Origin of the sequence: Roseburia sp. AF12-17LB, assembly GCF_003479605.1 — a bacterium.
Lineage (GTDB): Bacteria > Bacillota > Clostridia > Lachnospirales > Lachnospiraceae > Roseburia_C > Roseburia_C amylophila.
This window is the reverse complement of the sequence record NZ_QUHR01000006.1, coordinates 132,981-154,389: the sequence shown is the minus strand read 5'-3', so window position 1 is coordinate 154,389 and position 21,409 is coordinate 132,981. Positions and strand designations below refer to the sequence as shown.

The 21,409-nt window shown below is 41.5% G+C and carries 13 protein-coding genes; 2 read left to right on the top strand and 11 right to left on the bottom strand.

The features are described 5' to 3' along the window. Window positions 1–3: 3 nt before the first annotated feature. From DWV68_RS09155 to DWV68_RS09140, 4 genes are all read right to left on the bottom strand, one after another. Window positions 4–1,803 (bottom strand): hypothetical protein, encoded by a 1,800-nt coding sequence (locus DWV68_RS09155; protein ID WP_118057805.1) that lies wholly within the window; start codon window positions 1,801–1,803, stop codon window positions 4–6. 183 nt (window positions 1,804–1,986) lie between these two features. Continuing rightward, window positions 1,987–2,169, bottom strand: a complete 183-nt coding sequence (locus tag DWV68_RS09150) for a hypothetical protein (RefSeq protein WP_117698320.1) — start codon at window positions 2,167–2,169, stop codon at window positions 1,987–1,989. An 18-nt stretch (window positions 2,170–2,187) separates the two neighbouring features. After that, on the bottom strand, window positions 2,188–5,076 hold the full coding sequence (locus DWV68_RS14885) for a hypothetical protein (protein ID WP_278336410.1): 2,889 nt from the start codon (window positions 5,074–5,076) through the stop codon (window positions 2,188–2,190). A gap of 166 nt (window positions 5,077–5,242) precedes the next feature. After that, window positions 5,243–6,427 (bottom strand): AfsR/SARP family transcriptional regulator, encoded by a 1,185-nt coding sequence (locus tag DWV68_RS09140; protein ID WP_117698730.1) that lies wholly within the window; start codon window positions 6,425–6,427, stop codon window positions 5,243–5,245. Window positions 6,428–6,604: 177 nt separating this feature from the next. Here DWV68_RS09140 and DWV68_RS09135 point away from each other — a divergent pair, with 177 nt between their 5' ends. Continuing rightward, window positions 6,605–7,477: a PHP domain-containing protein gene (locus DWV68_RS09135; protein WP_117841206.1), complete on the top strand. Its 873-nt coding sequence runs from the start codon at window positions 6,605–6,607 to the stop codon at window positions 7,475–7,477. Between the two features lie 318 nt (window positions 7,478–7,795). On the opposite strand, the gene DWV68_RS09130 is transcribed toward DWV68_RS09135, so the two are convergent. The 4 genes from DWV68_RS09130 to pheA are packed head-to-tail and all read right to left on the bottom strand — an operon-like array spanning window position 7,796 to window position 14,014. Further along, on the bottom strand, window positions 7,796–9,991 hold the full coding sequence (locus tag DWV68_RS09130; protein ID WP_117841207.1) for an RNA degradosome polyphosphate kinase: 2,196 nt from the start codon (window positions 9,989–9,991) through the stop codon (window positions 7,796–7,798). 12 nt (window positions 9,992–10,003) lie between these two features. Beyond that, entirely contained in the window at window positions 10,004–11,536 is a 1,533-nt protein-coding gene (locus DWV68_RS09125; protein ID WP_117841208.1) for a Ppx/GppA phosphatase family protein, read from the bottom strand. A 30-nt stretch (window positions 11,537–11,566) separates the two neighbouring features. Beyond that, window positions 11,567–12,862, bottom strand: coding sequence for an ATP-binding protein (locus DWV68_RS09120; RefSeq protein WP_117698734.1), 1,296 nt, complete (start codon window positions 12,860–12,862; stop codon window positions 11,567–11,569). 21 nt (window positions 12,863–12,883) lie between these two features. Then, window positions 12,884–14,014 (bottom strand): prephenate dehydratase, encoded by a 1,131-nt coding sequence (gene pheA / locus DWV68_RS09115; RefSeq protein WP_022244094.1) that lies wholly within the window; start codon window positions 14,012–14,014, stop codon window positions 12,884–12,886. Window positions 14,015–14,480: 466 nt separating this feature from the next. Between pheA and DWV68_RS09105 the strand changes: the two genes are divergently transcribed. After that, complete coding sequence (locus tag DWV68_RS09105; RefSeq protein ID WP_118665600.1) at window positions 14,481–15,500, top strand: DUF5050 domain-containing protein; 1,020 nt, start codon at window positions 14,481–14,483, stop codon at window positions 15,498–15,500. A 137-nt stretch (window positions 15,501–15,637) separates the two neighbouring features. Here the strand turns inward: DWV68_RS09105 and ilvA are convergent, their stop codons facing one another. From ilvA to smc, 3 genes are read right to left on the bottom strand one after another with little or no spacing between them, the layout of a single operon-like run. Continuing rightward, window positions 15,638–16,849, bottom strand: a complete 1,212-nt coding sequence (gene ilvA, locus DWV68_RS09100; RefSeq protein WP_022244090.1) for a threonine ammonia-lyase — start codon at window positions 16,847–16,849, stop codon at window positions 15,638–15,640. Then, window positions 16,843–17,838 carry a signal recognition particle-docking protein FtsY gene (gene ftsY, locus DWV68_RS09095; protein WP_117841210.1) on the bottom strand — a complete coding sequence of 332 codons (996 nt, stop codon included), beginning with the start codon at window positions 17,836–17,838 and terminating at the stop codon, window positions 16,843–16,845. The genes ilvA and ftsY overlap by 7 nt, the downstream gene beginning before the upstream one ends. 5 nt (window positions 17,839–17,843) lie before the next feature. Continuing rightward, complete coding sequence (gene smc, locus DWV68_RS09090; protein ID WP_022244088.1) at window positions 17,844–21,404, bottom strand: chromosome segregation protein SMC; 3,561 nt, start codon at window positions 21,402–21,404, stop codon at window positions 17,844–17,846. Between the last annotated feature and the right edge of the window lie 5 nt (window positions 21,405–21,409).

Below are 21,409 nucleotides of genomic sequence, written 5' to 3'. Positions count from 1 at the left end.
CTACTACATGATTCTAATGGTATCTATCCAGTAAATATTATCTTTATCCATAATTCCATTTACAGTAACGGTATCTCCCGCATGCAGGAAAATCAATTGTTCATTATCAGAAAACTTCTGCCAGTATACCATACCGTCGTCTCCTGCCAGATAAACATAAGTCTCTCCTGCAATCTCAACATACTGCATTTCACTGATTACAAAAATTCTTGTCTCTGTCTCACCTTCCGGAATTATTTTTCCCTTGGCTGCTGTCTGTGCATTACCTGCAGTACTGTTGCTGTCCCCGGAAGAATTTTCTGCCTCTTCCGGATTCCCAGTGTTTTCTGTACCGTCACTGCCTGTCATCTTACGATACTTTGCAAAGCACTCATCGAGACTGGCTGCTGTTGTTACCATATTATAAGATTCTACATTTACCATGCCATAAAGCTTCACTATGCCGCTGGCATCTTTTAATACCATAATATAAGTCGGCTGACCATCTACATTAATCAAAGACGGGAAAGATGCACGGTATCCTTTCTCCTGCACTTCTCCTTCTGCAGCAGCCATTGCAGAGCTTTCATCTGCTCCTGCAATACTGTAATAATGTGCTTCTGAAGTCCGCTCATTTACCAGTATAAACCCGATATTGGAGGCATCATCATTGACGGAAGTAACTCCGGTATAAATCCAGATATCCCCGTCTTTGGCAACATAGCCGAAGTTTGCTTCGTAAGATTCCTCATCTCCGTCTTCATCCTCTACTACCGTTTCCGTACATTTCTTACAGCCTTTTTTGCCGAAGATGCTGTTCATAAATCCATTAGATAATTCTCCATACCAGTTATACTGTTCCACCAGAAGATCCCCGTCAAAAACATCATCCATCCAGTTCGGCACTTCTGATGCATCATAATACTGACAGTCTCCGCTGATTGGGTCACAGCTGATTGCACCCTCAACAGTTTCTCCACCAAATAAACCGATGGTGTATTTGTATACACTGGCAATATAGTATGGGTTTCCATCTTCGTCCACTTCAAAATGAAGATTTCCGAAAAGTTTATCCGGGTAATTCATACGGATATGCCTTCTTAAATCCTTGCCAAAGTAAGCAGACGGAACATAAATCATTCCTTCCTTTACCGGAACATACTGTGCCTTCTGTCCTACCGGATCAACAGTTATATAACCTGGAACACCATTTTCCTTATTTCCCATATATTTAAAGAAGCCGGCATACTCTAATGCAGATACTTTCGTTGGTGCCCCCTGATAATCAATCTGTGTGTAGTCTTCCGATACATTATACTGGCTCACCACTTCTGAAAGGCTTCCGATTTCACGATTACCCAGCAATACTGCACTGTCCGTATCCATTAACGCAATCTTTGATACAGAAGATGCTGTATTGATATCGCTGTTAAAATCACTGTCTTCGATGGTCAGGATATCTGCATATGCCTGTGCATGGAACATTTTGCTGCCATAAAATAAAAGAATCAGGAACAGAATTCCGATCACTCCAACTGCTGCAAAAATACCGTTTACCGGCTTTTCCAGCTTTCCTGCAGACTTACCTTCTGCCTTCCTGGCTGCCGATACCAACGCACCTATTATTCCTAACGGGAATAATATAACGCCTAATACAAACAGCCATAAACCTCTGGAATGAATATTCAATGCCGGAAGCAGAAGATAATACATCACTGCCACCCATAAAATATAAATAACCGGAAGCATAATGGACAGCCCCTTTACATGAGGCAGCTTTACCTGCATTGTTTCAAACTCCATTTTCTTCTTTTTCTTTGCCATACCTAATCTCCCTTTTCTTCTTTGCAATTATTACTGTATTATTTAATTAATACAATAGCTCAATTTTAAAATAATGTCAAGTGAAAGCTTTCTTCAAATGGCTGGCAACTAAAAACAGCAGGACGACAAAATGTATTTTCATTTTCTATCGTCCTGCCTGCAATACTTATTTATATTATTTTTTTAAGCTCTTGCTGCTTTGCTATCACGCTTTTTATTCTGGATAACCATACATGCTACTGCAGCTGCGGTAACAGCCAGTGCCAGAATTCCCATTGGAAGATCTTTCTCACAGTCTCTTAAGAAAAACAGCACTGCCATAGCAATTACATATATAACAGCAATGATTCCATCTACTTTTTTCATACTTTCTGCCTCCTGCCTTTATGCATTTCTCTTCTGACGAAGTACTGCCCTTACTACATTATATCCTGCAAATACAATCGTAAGAATCATCATAATCCAATGGATGATACAGTTATCTTCTCCCGCCGGATTTGCTGCCAGAGGAGCTGCTTCATCTTCTAATGCAGTTACTTCCTGTTTTGCATTATCGTCCGTTACATTCGCCAGTGGAACCTCTTCATCTTCTAATACCACCGGTTCTTCTGCATCCTGTGGCTGTTGTGCTGCCTGCTGCTGTCTGACTGGTGTCTGTGCCACCTGGGTCTGTGTAACCGGAGTCTGTGCCTGGATTACCGGTGTCTGTGCTGCTGTCTCCGGCTGTGTATTGTTATCTGCCGGAGTTACCGCTGTTTCTGATGATGCTGGCTGGGCTGGATTTGCCGGCTGTGCCGGTTCCGTTGATTCGGCCGGCTGGGTTGGTTCGGTCGGCTGGGTCGGCTCAGTCGGCTGGGTTGGTTCGGTTGGCCCGGTCGGTCCAACTGGTTCAGTCGGCTCAGTTTCTTTCTCCTTTTCATCAAAAGAAGCATACACTACGGTACTATCATTTAAATCTGCAACATTTACTTTACTGCCATCTTCTAAAGTCCAGCCGGTAAATTCATAGGTTGTTGTCTCTGTCTCTGCCTTTACAGGATCTGTTACAGAAACTTCCGTTCCCTTTACTTCACGTACTTCCTGATATACATTTCCGTCTACCATAAAAGTAACGGTATAACTGTTATCAACAATTTCTCCATCAATATGCCAGGAATTCGGATTAATCATCCGGTACCATTCGATGCGGTAGAATCTTGCATCATCCCCTGCAATGCCACTGTTTGCTGCATATGCATCTAAAACAGATGCAAGGGTTACCGGCATCTTTCCATCATAATTCTTTTCTGCATCAAAAGACGCTGGTGCAGTAAAACCGGACATATCAGTTGTCACTTTCAGCTGATTTAAAGAAACTGCTGCTCTTCCTATATAGTCATAATTTGCTGTTGCATCACCAACTGTTCCTTCCGGACGGACAGTTCCTGCTTTCCGGATGTAGAACTCTGCCTTCTGCGTAAATGTATCTGCTACCTTTACATATACGTTATAACCCTCTGTATTGCGGAAAAGTTTTGTATATGTTGTCACTACACCTGCATTTTCATCCTCTAAAATGAATCCGCGGATTACGCTTTCCTCCGTGGTCGCATAATCTGCTGCTTCTTCTAATACAGCCGGATCTAAAATACAGTTTCCACTTAACAGCAGCAGTTTTCCATTTCCGTATTTAGCATATACTTTTGCACGAATCTTACTGATTCCAAAACTTACATTTACAGTTCCACTATAGTTACCGGTAAAGGTTACGGTTGCCAGAGCAGTTCCCTCTTCTACATTATCTTTGTAATTACCAACAGTATAATCAGTTCCTGCTGTTAATACTTTTCCATTATAAGTTACGGTCACATCTTCTTCACTGAGTGTTACTGCTTTTCCGGTATAATATTTTTCCTTTGCAGCTGCAATCACGCTGTCATTTTCCACTTCTTTCGGAAGAATGGTATAGGTTGTATTTACCGTTCCTTTATAGTTACCGATTCCGGTAATTGCTGCTGATGTCTCTCCTGCATTTGGATTACTTCCACTGTATATTACAGTATAATCTTTTCCTTCTACTAATGTTTTGTCTCCATCCTTTACCACAACCGCAACTGTGCTTCCGGTATACTCAGTATCCTTTGCTGTTACCATTTCATTGGTCAACGGTTTCTGCCGGATAGTAAAGGCTGCTTCATTACTGTCTGCGGATTCAAATTTCTTTGCACTGGCTGTTGCAATTACCGTATAAGTTCCTGCATCCACCGGTGCTTTGCTTAATTTATTTCCTGCCTCATCATAATAAGTATAAGTAATGGAAATGCTTGGATTTTTTTCAATTCCCCAGCTGTATGCATTGGCATCACAACTTAAGTTCTTCTCATCATTACTGCCATTATATTCAAAATCGCTGGCTGTAAGATTTGCATACAATGCTTTTAAATAAGTTCTTACCGGTACAATAAATACCGTCTCTTTATAGTTCTCTGCTGCATCTCCTTCCGGCACAAATACTACATGATGGTCTACATCTTCAAAGATTGCAGTTCCGGTAGTATTAAACCACAGTGTCTCATCCGGGCTCCGCCACTCAAAATGGCCTTCCAGTTCCTGGTTCTCATCATTGACCGCTACTGCCATTCCGCCATTCAGATGGGACTCTCTCAGTTTTCCGGACATATGATTGATTGTTGCAGATGGTTTTTCCTTAATTACTGCCTCTGCCTTATTTACAGTTACCGTATAAGTCCTGCTTCCTGCCTCATATACATCTGTTGCCGGTGTTGTAACCGTATAAGTATAAGTTCCTGCATTTAAAATCTCTTTGTCACAGGTTCCAGCAATACCACTCTTTGGACCATCCTTTACAAAGTTCTTTGCATTCAGTGTCTGGACTTTTCCGTTATAAGTCAGATTTGAAATGCTCTCTTCAAATACCGGAGTTCTCTTACTGATTTTAATGGTATACTCTTCTGTCTCCCATTGAAGGAGCCAGTTCTTATATTTACACTTCAAAGTAACTGTTCCTGTCTTATCTGCAGTTACAGATACCTCTTTCTTATTTGTATTCTTTAATGTTACCTTATTTTTTCCACCGGTAACACTCCACTTGGTTTCGTAAGCAATCCATGCAGAACACTCGATTTTCTTCGTATCCTGCAGCTGCATCTTAATTGTATCATCCTTTTCGGCAGCTTTTACTGTCATCCCGGTTATTCCGGATAAGGACAATACCATCAATGCCGCCATTACAAAAGCTGTAATTCTTTTTCCCAACATTTTGGCTACTCTCATGTTTTTTCTCCTTTTATTCATTTTATCCATTTCCTGTTGATTTATGAATTGTATAACCAATCATAGCCTACTCTGTGTTATAAAAAGCGTTATATTTTTCTATTTTTTCTTTATTCTTCCGAATTGTACTTAAATCTTCCTGTTTGTATTGTATTTCTCCTCGTATCTACTCGTCTGTTCCATTCACCAATACTTTATGATATTTCACATATTTCTTTCCAGCCGTCCGTTCCATGTTGTCATTGATTCTTTCTATCACAAGTCCGCAATTTTCTTCTTCAATACCTATTAAAAGTATCAGATACTGGTTTGTGCTGTATCTGGTATACAGGTCACCGCTGCGCAGGGAGTTTTTCAATGCCTGCTCCAGTTCTGCCCGGATGTATTCGAAATGAACACCGCCTTCAGAAGCATACCCCTTCCCATCGGTAATGGTGCTCATAAGAAGCCACGCGCTCTTTCCCGTACGCTGCAAAACCCGTTTTGCAAAGCGGTAATTTTCAATGAAAACAGGATACGAACAGTAAAATGCTCCTTCCTCTCTCTCTTCTTCCAGCTTCTCCTGTATTGCCTGAATATGAGTGGCATCATCCTCCGTAACACAGCTGCTGATTCGTTTTAATTGTTCCAGCATAGACTTTGAAGGCTCACTGCCAAGCTCTGCCAGCAGCATTTCTTCTGTCTTATGATATAATGCCACCGCCTCTTTGGAACGCTTCATGGCAATCAATGCCTCCATCTGGTATACCTGCCAGTCATCCAGTGGATAAAGAACCGCTGCTTTTTCTGCTATCTCATATAATTTCTGATACTCCTGCTCATCCCGGTAAATTCCGCACAGTCTCTTTACACAGGACATATATAATTTCCGGTATTTCGTTGCCCAGAAAATTACCCATTCCGATGCTCCCAGTGCCGGCAAAAATTCTCCACGGTACAGCCTGACTGCTTCCTCTAATTCTGTTTTTCCAAAATCTTCCGCCTGTTTCAATGCATGCTCTGCCTTCTCTTCAAAAGAAATGCAATCACAACGATACGGAATTTCCGGTGTCCAGTAATAAACTCCCTTTCGGCTTATAATATAATCGCTCTCCGGCAGTCCCTGCTCCTTAAGCAGTTTCCGCACCCGGAAAAGAATTGCCCGGAAACTGTTGGATGGGTTTGCGACCTCCTCATTTTCCCATAGTCTTCCCACCAGTTCTTCCCTTGTTACCCCTTCTGTACCCGCATGCAGAATAATCTGAAGCAGCCGGTTCGTCTTTGTCGTTGATTTCCGGTCTATGATAAAGGAATGATTTCCATATTGCATTCGAAATGTTCCAAGCATACTTACTTCTAAAATTTTTTTCATGCTTCCTGCCCCCCTGCAGATTATTTTTCCTAATTGCAGTATAAAGGACTTTGTTTTTATACGCAAAAGATTTTTCTCATTTCTTCCGGATTGTCAAAACGAAAGATTACTCTTATAATCATATTCATAAATAATTCTAAAAAATAATTGTTTCGAGCTGTTAGAAAGGATTATACCATGGAAACAGGATTTATTGATTTACATGTACATTCAACCTGCTCTGACGGAACTTTTACTCCATCTGAGCTGGTTCATGAAGCCAGACGTCATTCGATATATGCCTTTGCCCTTACTGACCACGACTGTATCGATGGTATTAGAGAAGCACAGGAAGAAACCTTGCGGCTTAACTCCCCGGATGCACCGGAAGTCATTGCCGGTGTTGAACTCTCCTGTGAACTGGATGATCGTGAAATCCATATGGTCGGGCTATATATTAACCCGGACGATAAAGTATTTAATGATAAATTAAATGCATTCCGTTCTTCCCGCACAGACCGCAACCGCCTGATGGTTGATAAACTGCAGCAGGAGGCACACTTTGCCATTGATTATGACAGTCTTATCAGAGAATTTCCGGATGCAGTCATTACAAGGGCACATATTGCAAGATACCTTGTAAATCATGGTCTTGCCAAAGATATGAATGCAGTATTCAGTAAATATATCGGGGATGACTGTCCTTATTATGTAGACCGTCCTAAAATCACTCCGCAGGAAGGTATTTCCCTGATTCATCATGCCGGTGGTCTTGCCATTTTAGCCCATCCGGTACTCTATCGCATGAATGCAGACCGATTGGACGCTCTGGTTCAGACACTGGTAGAAGAAAGCCATTTAGATGGTATTGAAGCCGTCTATTCCAGCTACCAGCTTGGTGACGAACAGAACATCAAGAAGCTTGCACAAAAATATCATCTGCTTATTTCTGGTGGCTCTGACTTCCACGGAAGTAACAAACCTTATATTTCCATGGGAAACGGAACGAGACATATGCCGATTCCTTATTATATTTTATCGGATATTAAAAATGCGCTGCATTGCAGATAGCTTACTACTCATGTACACCAAGAGGGACTGTCATTTTACAATTTCTGTAAAACAACAGTCCCTCTTTATAGATACTTTCTATTTTTTGTCTTTCACCTCGTCTAATGCATTTCGAAAGATTCGTTCAAATTCATTTTCGGAACATTTTTTCCGGCTGGATTCATCCGAATACCCTCTATTCTGCTGTCTTTCCTGCTCATGAACGAGCAAAACAACCGGAACCTTAAAATAACCGTCATATCCGTATGCGACAATCCCCTCCCTGGAGCTTTATTTCAATGGTTTCATATTATATATCGGCAAAAGTGTCTGATTTCTTTAGTCCTCTACCGGTTCTGCCGGAATAAAAATACGGTCTTTTACCACATCTGCAGGCTTTGGTGCTGCTTCTTCTGCTTCCCTGCAGAACTGCAGCTGTGAATTCACCAGTACCTTTCCACGTTTGTCAACCTTTTCATAGGTGCCATCCTTCTGAAGGAGATGTGCTTTCGTATTATCTGCCAGTTCCACATCCAGAATATGCATTACTTTATGCTTTAACTCTTCATTTTCTACGGGGAAAATAATCTCTACACGGCGGTCTAAGTTACGCGGCATCCAGTCAGCACTTCCCATGTAAATTTCTTCCTGTCCATCATTATAGAAATAGAAAATTCTGCTGTGCTCCAAGAAATTTCCTACAATGGAACGCACTCTGATATTTTCACTGATCTTTGGAATGCCTACCTTCAGGCAGCAGATTCCACGTACCACCAGATCAATCTGCACTCCCGCTGCTGATGCTTCATACAAAGCTGCAATAATATCACGGTCACAAAGAGAATTCATCTTGGCAACAATTTTGGCTGTCTTTCCCGCCCTGGCGTATTTTGTTTCACGCTCAATTAATTTCAAGAAACGCTTCCGCAGCCAGATTGGTGCTACCACCAGCCGGTTCCAGGACAGCGGTTCAGAATAACCGGATAACATATTAAATACTGCTGTTGCATCTTCTCCGATTGCTTCCGAACAGGTAAAGATACCACAGTCTGTGTACAGCTTTGCAGTGGAATCGTTATAGTTTCCGGTTCCAAGATGTACATAACGGCAGATGCCTTCTTCTTCTCTTCTTACGACCAGTGCAATCTTGCTGTGGGTCTTTAAGCCCACCAGACCATAGATGACATGGCAGCCTGCTTTCTCTAATTTTTTTGCCCAGACAATATTATTTTCCTCATCGAAACGGGCTTTTAATTCTACCAGAACAGATACCTGTTTGCCATTTTCTGCTGCCTGCGCCAGCGATGCAATGATTGGCGAATTGCCGCTGACACGGTAAAGTGTCTGTTTGATTGCCAGTACATCCGGATCTTTGGCTGCCTGACGGATAAATTCGACTACCGGATCAAAGGTCTGGTATGGATGATGCAGTAAAATATCACCTTTTTTAATCGCATCAAAGATACTCTCTCCCTGCTGGATCTGCGGCACCGGCTGTGGCGTATATGGTTTGTAACGTAAATCATCACAGCCTTCCAGTCCATACATCTTCATCAGGTAAGTCAAATCAATCGGTCCATTGATTTTAAAGATATCATCCTCTGACTCTACCCGAAGTTCATCCTTTAAAAATGCCAGCAGACGCTTATCAATGCCATATTCCACTTCCAGCCGGATAACTTCGCCCCACTGCCGTTTCTTTAGGGATTTTTCAATTTCTTTCAGTAAATCCTCTGCTTCGTCCTCATCAAAGGAAAGGTCCGCATTACGCATAATACGATACGGATAAGCACAGACCACTTTATGGCCTAAGAACAATTTGGAAATATTCTTCTCAATAATCTGCTCCAACAGGATAAAGGATTTCTCGCCTTCCTTTACGGATGGAATTGGAATCAGCCTTGGTAATACAGATGGCACCTGAACGGTTGCATATTCATAGATGGTTCCGCCCTTCTTCCCCTCTGCCTTAAGCTTCTTCTCTTCTTCTTTGCCAAGGAGGTCATCCTTCTTCGGATTTTCTTCCAGTAAAGCTACAATGTTTAATGTCTTATTGCGAATCAACGGAAATGGTCTGGATGCATCCACTGCCATCGGTGTCAGTACCGGATATATATTTTCTTCAAAATAACGGTCTACATATTCTGCCTGAAAATTTTCCAAATCTTCATAGGCATCTACAATATAGATTCCTCTTGCATTCAATAGCGGAATCAGGGAACGGTTATAAGTAGAATACTGCAGTTCTACCAATTCCCTGGTATCATGATTAATGGCTGCTAACTGTTCAGACGCTGTCATACCGGCAATATCTGTTTTCTTATAGCCCGCATGTACCATATCCTTTAAAGAAGCCACACGTACCATGAAAAATTCGTCCAGATTTGAAGAAGTAATGCTGACAAATTTTAACCGCTCCAGCAGCGGAATGGATTTGTCTCTTGCTTCATTCAATACTCTGCCATTAAATTTAATCCAGCTCAACTCACGGTTTTCATAATATTCCGGATTCGTATATTCTTTTAATTTTTCCATTCGCATACTCTCCTAACTATAGACCTTTTTCACTTTAATCACCGGTTTCATACTGAATACTTCTTCAAAGAAGGACGCCTTGGACTCAAACAGTCCCTTTTCCAAGGTCACATCATCTTCCGTCTCTATGGTAATAATCAGATTTCTTCCGGAAACAGATGTCTTTACATTCTTAAATTTCTGCTTGTGGCTTCTATCCATGGCATTTGCCACCTTAAGGATAGCTGCAAGCTTGGCTACGGTAAGATAACTGTCATGATCCATCTTATCTGCCAGTCTGTCATAGCTGTCTATCGGTAGTGTATTATAAAGTACCGTAGACGCCACAATTTCACGCTCCAGATGAGTCAATCCAATAATTTCTGAAGAAATAATAATGTCATAGGAGCACTGCGGTCCATTAACCAGACTGACAAATTTACCACAGTCATGGAGAATGGCTGCTGTCCTTAGCATCAGCCGCTCTCTGTTTCCCAATCCATGAATCTTCTTCATGGCATCAAATATCCGGACTGCCATCTGCTCTAATGCTTCAAGATGTGGCTGATAGCCGAAATATCTTTTGGACATACATTCCGCCGCAGATATTACATCTTCTTCGAAATCATGTGTTGCTTTCACCATATTATGCCGCTGTGCATAATCATATGCTATACCATCATTTACATTCACACCCGGAACAACAACATTCTGCGCATTTAATGCAGCAACTAACTGACGATAGATAACCAGTGCCGGAATCAGCAATGCATCACTCTCGTTGGTGATTCCTAATTCTCTTGCAATCTGTCCTGTATTCTTGGCTCTCAGCTTCTCCGTATAACGATAGAACTTGTCCGCATCTACCATACATTTGCCATTTTCTTTACTGATTTTCGGCATAAATGCAGAGATATAATCTCCCATAAAAATAACATAACGGATGCCATCCTTTGGCAGATAAAGAGCTTTAAAGACCTCTAATTCCTTATCTACGACTTCCTGTATCTGCTGCTCATAATTACCGCTGCTTTGCATGCCAAGGTCAAAGAGTTTCTCCTGTACACGCATAATTCCAATCAGAAGATGCTGCGTGGTAACTACCTTTCCTTTTACAAAAAGTGTTATCTGCATACTGCCACCACCTACATCAACTACTGCTGCATTCTGACTGGTCATATCCTCAAAATTCTTCTGGGATGCCACCGTCTTATAACTGATAAAACGATGTTCCGAATTGCTCAGCACTTTCACATTAAGTCCGGTTCGAATCCGTATCTGGTCTAAAATAAATGCTTCGTTCTGTGCATCCCGGATGACAAGACCTGAATATGCTTCATACTCATCCGTCCGATACATCTCCATAATCCCCACGAATTCTTTCAGCACCTGACACAATTCATCCGCTGTTTCATATCCAACATATCCCTGGGAATAAACATCCCTTCCCAATTCTATTCTATGGCGGACATGGTCAATTTCCCGGATTCCTCTCTTAATGGAAAGCTCAAACACTTTCATGCTGATTTCATAAGACCCGATATAAATTGCTGCAAAAGTCTTCATCCGTGCTCCTCCTCCTGTGTAAATCTTCTGTTACACTTCCTGTCCTAACATATAATTGATAAACTGCTGTGCGGTTCTTCCGGAAAGTCCACCATGACTTAACTCCCATTTGTTGGCTTCTGCTAAAAGCTCTTCTGCCGGAAGATGTACTCCCTGCTTTTCTGCCAGTTCTACTACAATCTGCTGGAATTCTTTCTTGGTCGGTGCTCCAAAGTAAATAGATACACCAAAACGATATACCAGCGAAAGTTTTTCCTGTACGGTGTCAGAAGTATGCATATCCTCACGCACTTCCTCTTTATCTGAAAAGTTCTCACGAATCAGATGTCTGCGGTTTGAGGTTGCATAAATCAGCACATTGTCCGGTTTCTTCTCCAGCCCACCTTCAATTACAGCTTTCAAATATTTGTATTCAATTTCAAATTCCTCAAAAGATAAATCATCCATATATATAATAAATTTATAATTACGGTTCTTTATCATGGAAATAACCGTGTTCAAATCTTTAAACTGATGCTTATAAACTTCAATCAGGCGAAGTCCCTGCTCATAATACTGATTGGCAATTGCCTTTATGCTGGTTGATTTACCGGTACCTGCATCACCAAACAACAGACAGTTATTGGCACTCTTTCCCTTTACAAAAGCTTCTGTATTATCCACCAGCTTCTTCTTGGCAATTTCATAGCCTACCAGGTCATCGAGTTTCACATGAGCGATTCTGGTAATCGGTGCCAGTTCTACAACACCATTGGTATTCTGGATACGGAATGCCTTATGTAAGCCTAGATTTCCCACACCAAATCTTGCATAGAATCCGGTTACGCTGTCCTGAAATGCATTGGTATCCTTTGCTCCTGCCAGTTCTACAGCCAGTTCACAGATGCAGTCACGGATACGTTTGTTAAATACGCTTCCATTATCATCCGGTCCCTTGAAATTCTGAAGCACATCCATATCATCAATTTCCAGAGTCTTTGCCACTTCATTTAAGTTATAATCAAACATTTCTTTTAAAATAGCAAAATCATGGGCTGCAATCGCATTGATACTTCCGTTTACTGCTCCTTTCATTTCGCAGGCGGTACTGTAGGCATTTTCATTATTTACCATAATAAACGCAAGAAAACAGTGCCACAGATTTCCTTCAAAACCGTGGCTCACTGCCAGTTCAATCAGTTGGTTCAAACATCTATAATACAATTCTACTATATCAGACCGATTGTAAAATTCACTATCATAGTTTTCCAAAATCCATGTAAAATTATAAAATAATTCTCCATTTTCAAAGTTCTTATATAAAATTAATTCTCCTGAATGTTTCATCTTAATGTCTTACCTGTCTTTCTAATAATTTCCAAGAATTTTAAAGTTTTCAGCTTCTTCTTTGATTCCATGCAATGCATTCTTTACTGCACTCTCATTTAAATTTCCTTCAAAGTCAATAAAGAAACGATATTCCCAGTTCCGCTCTCCTAATGGTCTTGATTCTATCTTATTCATGTTCAAATCATTAAAAATAAAATGGGATAACATATGATAAAGAGATCCACTTTCATGCGGAATTTCAAAGCAGATACTGATTTTTCCGGCATTCTTTAAGAATATCTTACGGCCGGTTACAATGACAAACTTTGTACAGTTATTGCTGTTATCCTGGATATGCTCGTCCAATATATCAAGCCTGTAAATATCGGCAGTAAGACGGCTGGCAATGGCTGCCTGTCTTAGGAGACCATCTTCTTTTACTTTTTTTGCTGCCATGGCAGTATTCTTAAAGCTGTGTTTTTCCCAGTTCCGATGCTCGTCCAAATATCTGCCACACTGCATCAGTGCCTGCGGATGGGAATATACCTGTTCAATATCAGATAGCTTTGAGCCTTTCGTTCCGAGCAGGCAGTGGTCTATTGGAATAATCTGTTCTCCCACGATACAATTATCATATTCTACCAGCAAATCATAATTTTCTGACACAATTCCGGCAGAAGAATTCTCAATCGGAAGCACTGCATAATCTGCTTCTCCTTTTGCGATTGCTTCCATGGCATCCCGCCAGGTCTGCACATGATAACTGTTTGTGGTATCATGGAAAAACTGCTGCATTGCCATCTGGCTGTATGCGCCCTCTTCTCCCTGATATACGATTCTTATATTTTTATCCGGAAGTGCCGCTACCTCTTCAAATGGTATCGGCTCCATAATGCCTTTTTCTGCCAGCTTCTGATACTGCCTTTTTCTGCTCATGCTCATCAGATGTTCAAAAAGTTCTCTTGTTCCACGCTTTAAAAACGGGTCATCTACCATGGAAGTTACCTTTTCTAACTTTTCTTCTTCCCTTGCCTTATCAAAGACTTTTTTCCCGGTAGAAAGCTTATAATCTGCCACCTGTTCGGTCAGTGCCATACGTTTTTCATACAGTGACACCAGCTCTTTGTCCACGCTGTCAATTTCTGCTCTTATCTCTTTTAAATCTTTCATTGTTATCTTTCACCTTATTATTTTTTTCTATCATATACCATTCCCATTTCGGTTGCAAGTTTCCCGAAAGAAAGTTATAATTTTTATCGTAAGAATTGTGGAATTTGGAAATATTATAGGAAAGTTCTTTCCGTTGCTTTGACTGGATAGCGACTTTGTCCGGCTGCAGCGGATACATCCTTTCGTCTGCAAGGGGCACTAAGAATTTCCATTTTATATCACATAGTTGTGGCAACCGGCGCAAATTCACATCCATGTTCAACTTGCGCCTCGCTGGCACATCCTGTGCCAGCGTTGCCAGTTATTAATGAAATTCCAAGTGCCCCTAACAGACTACAGAAATTGCATCCGCAATCAGCCGGACAAAGCTGCCATTCTGTCAAATATCGGAAAGAAAAACATCCTCCTGTCGTATTTCCAAATTTCACAATCGTCTGATTACATATAACATCAAAGGAGGATTCTTATGAAAAACAAACGAAAAAAACAGCTCTTTATCACGATTGCAATTATTCTTATTCTGATTACAGTGTTTTGTCTGATTCATTTTCTTAACCGCACAAAAATGAATTCCGGTTATGTCAATGGAAATTCTGCCGGTAATCTTTATAACGGTGGACTTTTCTGTGAAAGCAACGGCACTGTTTTCTTCAGTAATCCTTCCGACAACCACCGACTCTATTCCATGAATCCTGATGGTTCTGATATGAAGAAGCTTTCCGATGATACCGTCTCTTATATCAATGCAGATGATCACTATGTTTACTATGTCCGAAACAACAAGAGTGAGGATACTAATTTCTCTTTTCTGAATTTTGGAACTAACAGCTTATGCCGTATCAACCGTGATGGAGGCAGGGTTACCATTTTAGATGACGACCCAAGTCTTTATGCTGGACTGTACGGAAATTATATTTACTATATCCACTATGACAAAGAAACGGCTTCTACCCTGTATCGGATAAAGATCGACGGCACAAAAAAAGAACAGGTTTCTAAGTTTCCTTATAAGACCTGCTCCTCTAATGGACAGTATATGTACTTTAATGGCGAAAACGATTCCCACTCTCTCCTGCAGCTTGATACTGCCGACAACTCTGTTGCTACACTCTATAGCTGCACCTGTTATGAACCGACTGTAATCAATGACACGGCTTATTACATGGATGGAGACAACGATTATGGACTAAGCACTTATTCCTTAAGCAGCGGTACTGCCAACCTTATCATCCCATCCAGAATTGACTGCTACAACGTCACCGGGGATTATATCTATTATCAGAAAAATGGCGAGGGTGCCGGTATCTACCGCTGTCTCACCGACGGAAGCAATGAGGAATTACTGATATCCGGTAATTATACCGCATTACATACCACCTCACAGTACCTTTACTTCTATGAATACGGCAATGACTCTGCCTGTTATCAGATGCCACTTAGCGGAACCGGAAATGATATCGGTGTATTTACGCCGGAGAAATTATAATCTACCATTCCAAAAGCCGCATCAGAGCTGAAGTTTTTCTTCCTCTCCAATGCGGCTTTTTCTATTTTATTACAAACTATACTTTTTTCTTCTGTCTGCAAAGAAATTGAAAAATATCCTTTTCCAATAAACGTCCCTTACAGGCTGGTACGAACCTGTTTTGGTTTATAGCCTTCTTTTTCCAAAGCATTGATAATCTGCTGTTTATGCTCCGGTCCAAAGCACTCTAATGTAATGCGAAGTTCAACTGCCGCGGTACGGTTGGTTGTTACAAACTGGTTATGCTCCAGCTTGATAACATTTCCCTGCTCTCTTGCGATGATTCCGGACACTTTACAAAGCTCACCCGGCTTATCCGGAAGCAGTACAGATACAGTAAAGATTCTGTCGCGGAAAATAAGTCCCTGCTGAACAACGGAAGACATGGTAATGACATCCATGTTTCCACCGCTCAGGATGGATACGACCCGTTTGTCTTTCACATTCAGATGCTTTAATGCGGCAACGGTAAGTAAACCGGAGTTCTCTACCACCATCTTATGGTTTTCTACCATATCAAGGAAAGATACGACCAGCTCATCATCACTTACGGTGATGATATCGTCTAAGTTCTTCTGAATATATGGGAAGATTTTTTCTCCCGGAGTCTTTACTGCGGTACCATCTGCAATGGTATTTACTGCCGGAAGTGTTGTAACCTTACCCTCCTTAAAGGAAGCCTGCATACAATTTGCTCCAGCCGGTTCTACACCAATCACTTTAATCTTTGGATTCAGTAATTTGGCAAGAGTGGAAACACCGGTTGCCAGTCCGCCTCCTCCGATTGGAACTAAAATATACTCAACCAGTGGAAGTTCTTTAAAGATTTCCATGGCTATGGTTCCCTGACCGGTTGCAACCGTCAAATCATCAAAAGGATGGATAAAGGTATATCCATGCTTCTCAGCCAGTTCATAAGCATGTGCACATGCTTCATCATAAACATCTCCATAAAGTACTACATCAGCACCATAGCTCTTGGTACGGTTTACTTTAATCAGTGGTGTTGTGGTTGGCATAACGATGGTTGCTTTACAGCCATAGCATTTTGCTGCATAGGCAACACCCTGGGCATGGTTTCCTGCGGAAGCGGTAATCAGTCCCCTCTCTCTTTCTTCTTCGGATAAAGTGCTGATTTTATAATAGGCACCACGTACCTTATATGCTCCGGTAAACTGCATATTTTCTGGTTTCAGATATACTTTGTTACCGGTCTGCTCACTCAAATAATTGCTGTAAATTAATTTGGTCTCCAAAGTTACTTCTTTTACTTTTTCACTTGCTTCTTCAAATTTATCTAATGTTAACATTCTGTCTCTCCTTCTTCTCCCGAATCTTCCTTTACATCAAACAATGCATTTACAAACTGCCCGGAATCAAATTTCTGTAAATCATCTATGGTTTCACCGACACCGATATATTTTACAGGGATGCCAAGTTCTGACTGAATGGCAACTGCGATACCACCTTTTGCGGTTCCGTCCATTTTCGTTAAAATAATTCCGGTAATGTCTGCCACCTCTGCAAACTGTCTTGCCTGTGCCAGTGCATTCTGTCCGGTTGTAGCATCCAATACTACCAAGGTCTCGCGGTATGCATCAGAATACTCTTTTTCCAGAATACGGTTGATTTTGCGAAGTTCTTCCATCAGATTTTTCTTGTTATGAAGCCGTCCGGCAGTATCGCACAAAAGGACATCTGCCTTTCTTGCTTTCGCAGCTGCTACTGCATCGTATACCACAGAGCCCGGGTCAGCACCCTCCTGGCCGCCAATCATGTCTACTCCGGCACGGTTCGCCCATTCCTTTAACTGGTCTCCTGCCGCTGCACGGAAGGTATCTGCCGCAGCTAAAACCACGCGTTTACCCTGACTCTTTAATTTACCTGCCAGCTTGCCAACAGAGGTTGTCTTTCCGACTCCGTTTACACCAATGACTAAAACGACAGATTTTTCTTCCTCGAAGCGGTATGCAGTCTCGCCTACATCCATCTGCTCTTTGATACTCTGAATCAGAAGCTCTTTACAGTCTGCCGGCTCTTTGATTTTTTCTTCTTTGACACGTTCCTTTAACTTGTCCAAAATTGCCTCTGTGGCATGTACACCAAGGTCTCCCATAATCAGAATCTCTTCGATTTCTTCATAGAAATCATCATCAATATGTGAAAATCCATGAAATACAGAATCAATACCGGATACAATGTTATCTCTTGTCTTGGTTAATCCTGATACAAGGCGGGCAAAAAAGCCTTTTTTCTCTTTCTTTTCTTCTTCCATCTTGTCACTTCTTTCTCTGTTCATTTCTCTTATTTATCTAAATCTTCTTCAATCAGATTTACACTTACCAGTGTGGATACACCCTTCTCCTGCATGGTAATTCCGTACAGGCGGTCGGCTGCTGCCATGGTTCCTCTTCGGTGCGTAATGATAATAAACTGCGTATTCTTCGTTAATTTATGCAGATATTTTGCAAAACGTCCTACGTTAGAATCATCTAACGCTGCCTCAATCTCGTCTAAAAGACAGAATGGAGATGGCTTTAAGTTCTGAATTGCAAATAACAGTGCAATGGCTGTCAACGATTTCTCTCCACCGGACAACTGCATCATGTTCTGCAGCTTCTTTCCAGGTGGCTGTGCAATAATACGGATGCCGCACTCTAAGATGTCCTCATCCTCGACTAACTCTAAGGTTCCTTTACCACCACCAAAGAGATCCTTAAATGCCTTGTCAAATTCATGCTGGATTTCCGCAAACTTCTCGGTAAACTGCTTGCGCATTCCGGTATCCAGATCTTCAATGATACCCACCAGCGTCTGCTCTGCTTCTACCAAATCATCATGCTGCGTCTTTAAAAACGTATAACGTTCACTGATTTCTTTATATTCTTCAATGGCATTGACATTGACATCACCCAATTTTCGGATATCATCCTTGATACCGTAAATCTGTTTCTTAAGTTCCGGCAAATCCTGATATTCTTCATTGCGAAGCAGCAATGCGTTATGCGGAGTCAGCTCATATTCCTCCCACATATAATTGGTCTGGTATTCACCTGCCTCTTCTAACTTCTCTCTCTGGCTGTTCAGTCGGAAAATCTCTTTGTCAAGATTTGCAATCCGCTTGGAAATCTCTTCTCTTCGTTCAAAGAATCCCTTATACTCTGCTGACATCTGTTCTTTTGCAGCAATGCTCTCAGAAAGCTTCTGATTCAATGCCGCATAATTCTCATCGGATGCAAGAATGGTCTTTCGGATGGCTTCAATGTCTGCCTCATGACGTTTTGCATCTTCTTTGGATTCTGCTGACTGATTCTTCAAAGACTCCTGATTCTTGTATACACGCTCTAACTCTTCTTCCACACGTTCTAAGTTTTCCTGTATGAATTCCTGTTTCTGTGTGAATCCGGCTTCCTCTAACTGCACCTTGGAAACAGCTTCAGTTGCAGCCTCTTCCAGTTTCATCTGTTCTTCTAAAATCACCTGGAACTGCTCTGCCTGGGCTTTGATTTCTTCTTCCCGTACTTCTGCTTCTTTGATTTCCTCTTCCGTACGTTCCTTGCCCTTCTTAATATCCGTCAACTGTTCTTCAATATCCTGGCTCTCATTCTTTAAGCCTTCAAATACGCTCTCGCTTTCATTCTTCTGCTGCAAGGTACGGTCTACATTCATCCTGGCTGTATTCTGCTGTAAATACTGTTCCTGTAAATCAGTCCGTACCTTTTCCATATCCTGCATGGCAAGTTCCTGTGCAGTGCGGATTTCTTCGCTCCGCTCCTTGCAGGATGCAATGGTTTTCTTCAGTTCTTCCAGTCTCTTCGTCAAATCGTCAATTTCGCGTTTTCTTCCCAGAAGATTACCGGTATTCTTAAAGGCACCACCGGCAATGGAACCACCCGGGCTTAAATACTCACCCTCCAAGGTTACCATATGTAAAGAATAATGGCTCTTCTTCGCCAGTGCCAACGCATGGTCAATGGAGTCCATAACAAAGACTCTTCCAAGAAGATAGGACATTACACCGTCAAATTTTGCATCATGTTTTACCAGTGTATCTGCCTTTCCGATTACGCCTTCTTCTTTTAAAAATACATCCTGCTTGCTGTTATCCTTACCGGTAACACTGGTCAACGGCAGGAATGTGGCACGTCCCAGACGATTCTGTTTCAGATAAGCAATCATTTTCTTTGCTGTCTGCTCATCTTTCGTAACAATGTTCTGGATATTTCCACTGAGTGCAACTTCAATGGCTGTCTCATACTTCTTGTCCACCTGAATGAGGTCTGCCACAACGCCGAGGATTCCGCCTTCCTTATCCTTCTGCTCCATTACCTTACGGATACTGTTTCCATAGCCTTCATAACGCTCTGCAATATTTTTTAAGGTCTCAAGACGGGATTCTCCCTTATTATAATCAATAGTTGCTTTTTCTAAGGCACTCCGGTTCTCTGCTGTTTTCTTACGCCAGCTTTGAATTAAGTCTGCAGTCTCTTTTTCTTTTGCCTTTAATGCTTCAATCTCACGACTTACTTCTGCTAATTTGTCCTGATATTCTGACAATACACTCTGCAAATCTGCTTCTTCGCTTTTACGCTTTAAGAGACGCTGATTCAACTGGGCTTTGCGGATATTTACCTGCTCTGCCATGGTATCGAATTTCTGTAATTTTGCTTTTGTGGAAGCTTTATTATTCAGAATCTCAATAATCTCATTCTTGCCTTCTTCGATGCCCTGCGTACAGCGGGCAATTTCCTTCTGAATCTTTTCTAACTCATCAGAAGCTGCCTGCTTGCGTGCTTCAATCTCTGCTACCTGGCTGTCAATTTCCTGCTTCTGTGCAAGATAATGCTCCTGCTGTTCTTTTCTTTCTTTCCGGTCACTTTCTAACTGCTCCAAACGTGCTTTTAAGCTGTCATCTGTCATCTGTGCAGCCTTAATCTGCTCATTTAATACATTAATCTGACCTTCCAGTTTTCCCTTCATGACATTGGTATTGCTGAGTTCTTCGCGGATTTCTGTGATTTTCGCATCCATTTCTTCCATGTCCTGCTCTTTTTTCTCATACTCCGCTTTGATATTCTCGTATGCCTCGTTGTCTTCTTTTAACTGGGTATCTGCAATTTTAAACTTTTCTTCTACTTCTTTGGTCTGGGTCTCAATCCGCTCCATCTCTAAAAGGAACATGTTAACATCCAAGGTCTTTAACTCTTCCTTTTTCTTAAGATAGATTCTTGCGGTCTCTGACTGTTTCTCCAACGGTCCTACCTGACGCTCCAACTCTGTCAAAATGTCATTGACACGTACCAGGTTCTCCCGCTCACTTTCTAATTTCTTCTGGGCGGTTACTTTTCTTCTCTTATATTTTACAATTCCTGCCGCTTCATCGAAAAGTTCTCTTCTTTCCTCCGGCTTACCGCTTAAGATTCGCTCAATCTGACCCTGTCCGATAATAGAATAACCTTCTTTACCGATACCGGTATCATAAAAAAGCTCGCTTACATCCTTCAGACGGCATGGATTGCCATTGATAAGATATTCACTTTCTCCGGAACGGTATACTCTTCGGGCTACCGTTACTTCTGAATAATCTACCGCAAGCTGATGGTCTGCATTGTCTAATGTAATCGCAACATATGCATAACTTAATGGCTTACGATTCTCTGTTCCCGCAAAAATAACATCCTGCATACTTGCGCCACGAAGCTGCTTGGCACTCTGTTCTCCCAATACCCAGCGCACTGCGTCCGCAACATTACTTTTTCCACTACCGTTTGGCCCCACAATGCCTGTGATTCCGTTGTGAAAATCAAATACAATTTTATTTGCAAATGATTTAAAACCGTGAATTTCAATACTTTTGAGATACATAACTT

Excerpts from the sequence above, each read along its gene's own strand:
- DWV68_RS09135 (WP_117841206.1), top strand. The coding sequence starts at position 6,605 with ATGGAAACAGGATTTATTGATTTACATGTACATTCAACCTGCTCTGAC.
- DWV68_RS09140 (WP_117698730.1), bottom strand. The coding sequence starts at position 6,427 with ATGAAAAAAATTTTAGAAGTAAGTATGCTTGGAACATTTCGAATGCAA.
- DWV68_RS14885 (WP_278336410.1), bottom strand. The coding sequence starts at position 5,076 with ATGAGAGTAGCCAAAATGTTGGGAAAAAGAATTACAGCTTTTGTAATG.
- DWV68_RS09120 (WP_117698734.1), bottom strand. The coding sequence starts at position 12,862 with ATGAAACATTCAGGAGAATTAATTTTATATAAGAACTTTGAAAATGGA.
- ilvA (WP_022244090.1), bottom strand. The coding sequence starts at position 16,849 with ATGTTAACATTAGATAAATTTGAAGAAGCAAGTGAAAAAGTAAAAGAA.
- smc (WP_022244088.1), bottom strand. The coding sequence starts at position 21,404 with ATGTATCTCAAAAGTATTGAAATTCACGGTTTTAAATCATTTGCAAAT.
- pheA (WP_022244094.1), bottom strand. The coding sequence starts at position 14,014 with ATGAAAGATTTAAAAGAGATAAGAGCAGAAATTGACAGCGTGGACAAA.
- DWV68_RS09130 (WP_117841207.1), bottom strand. The coding sequence starts at position 9,991 with ATGGAAAAATTAAAAGAATATACGAATCCGGAATATTATGAAAACCGT.
- DWV68_RS09125 (WP_117841208.1), bottom strand. The coding sequence starts at position 11,536 with ATGAAGACTTTTGCAGCAATTTATATCGGGTCTTATGAAATCAGCATG.
- DWV68_RS09105 (WP_118665600.1), top strand. The coding sequence starts at position 14,481 with ATGAAAAACAAACGAAAAAAACAGCTCTTTATCACGATTGCAATTATT.
- DWV68_RS09155 (WP_118057805.1), bottom strand. The coding sequence starts at position 1,803 with ATGGCAAAGAAAAAGAAGAAAATGGAGTTTGAAACAATGCAGGTAAAG.
- ftsY (WP_117841210.1), bottom strand. The coding sequence starts at position 17,838 with ATGAACAGAGAAAGAAGTGACAAGATGGAAGAAGAAAAGAAAGAGAAA.
- DWV68_RS09150 (WP_117698320.1), bottom strand. The coding sequence starts at position 2,169 with ATGAAAAAAGTAGATGGAATCATTGCTGTTATATATGTAATTGCTATG.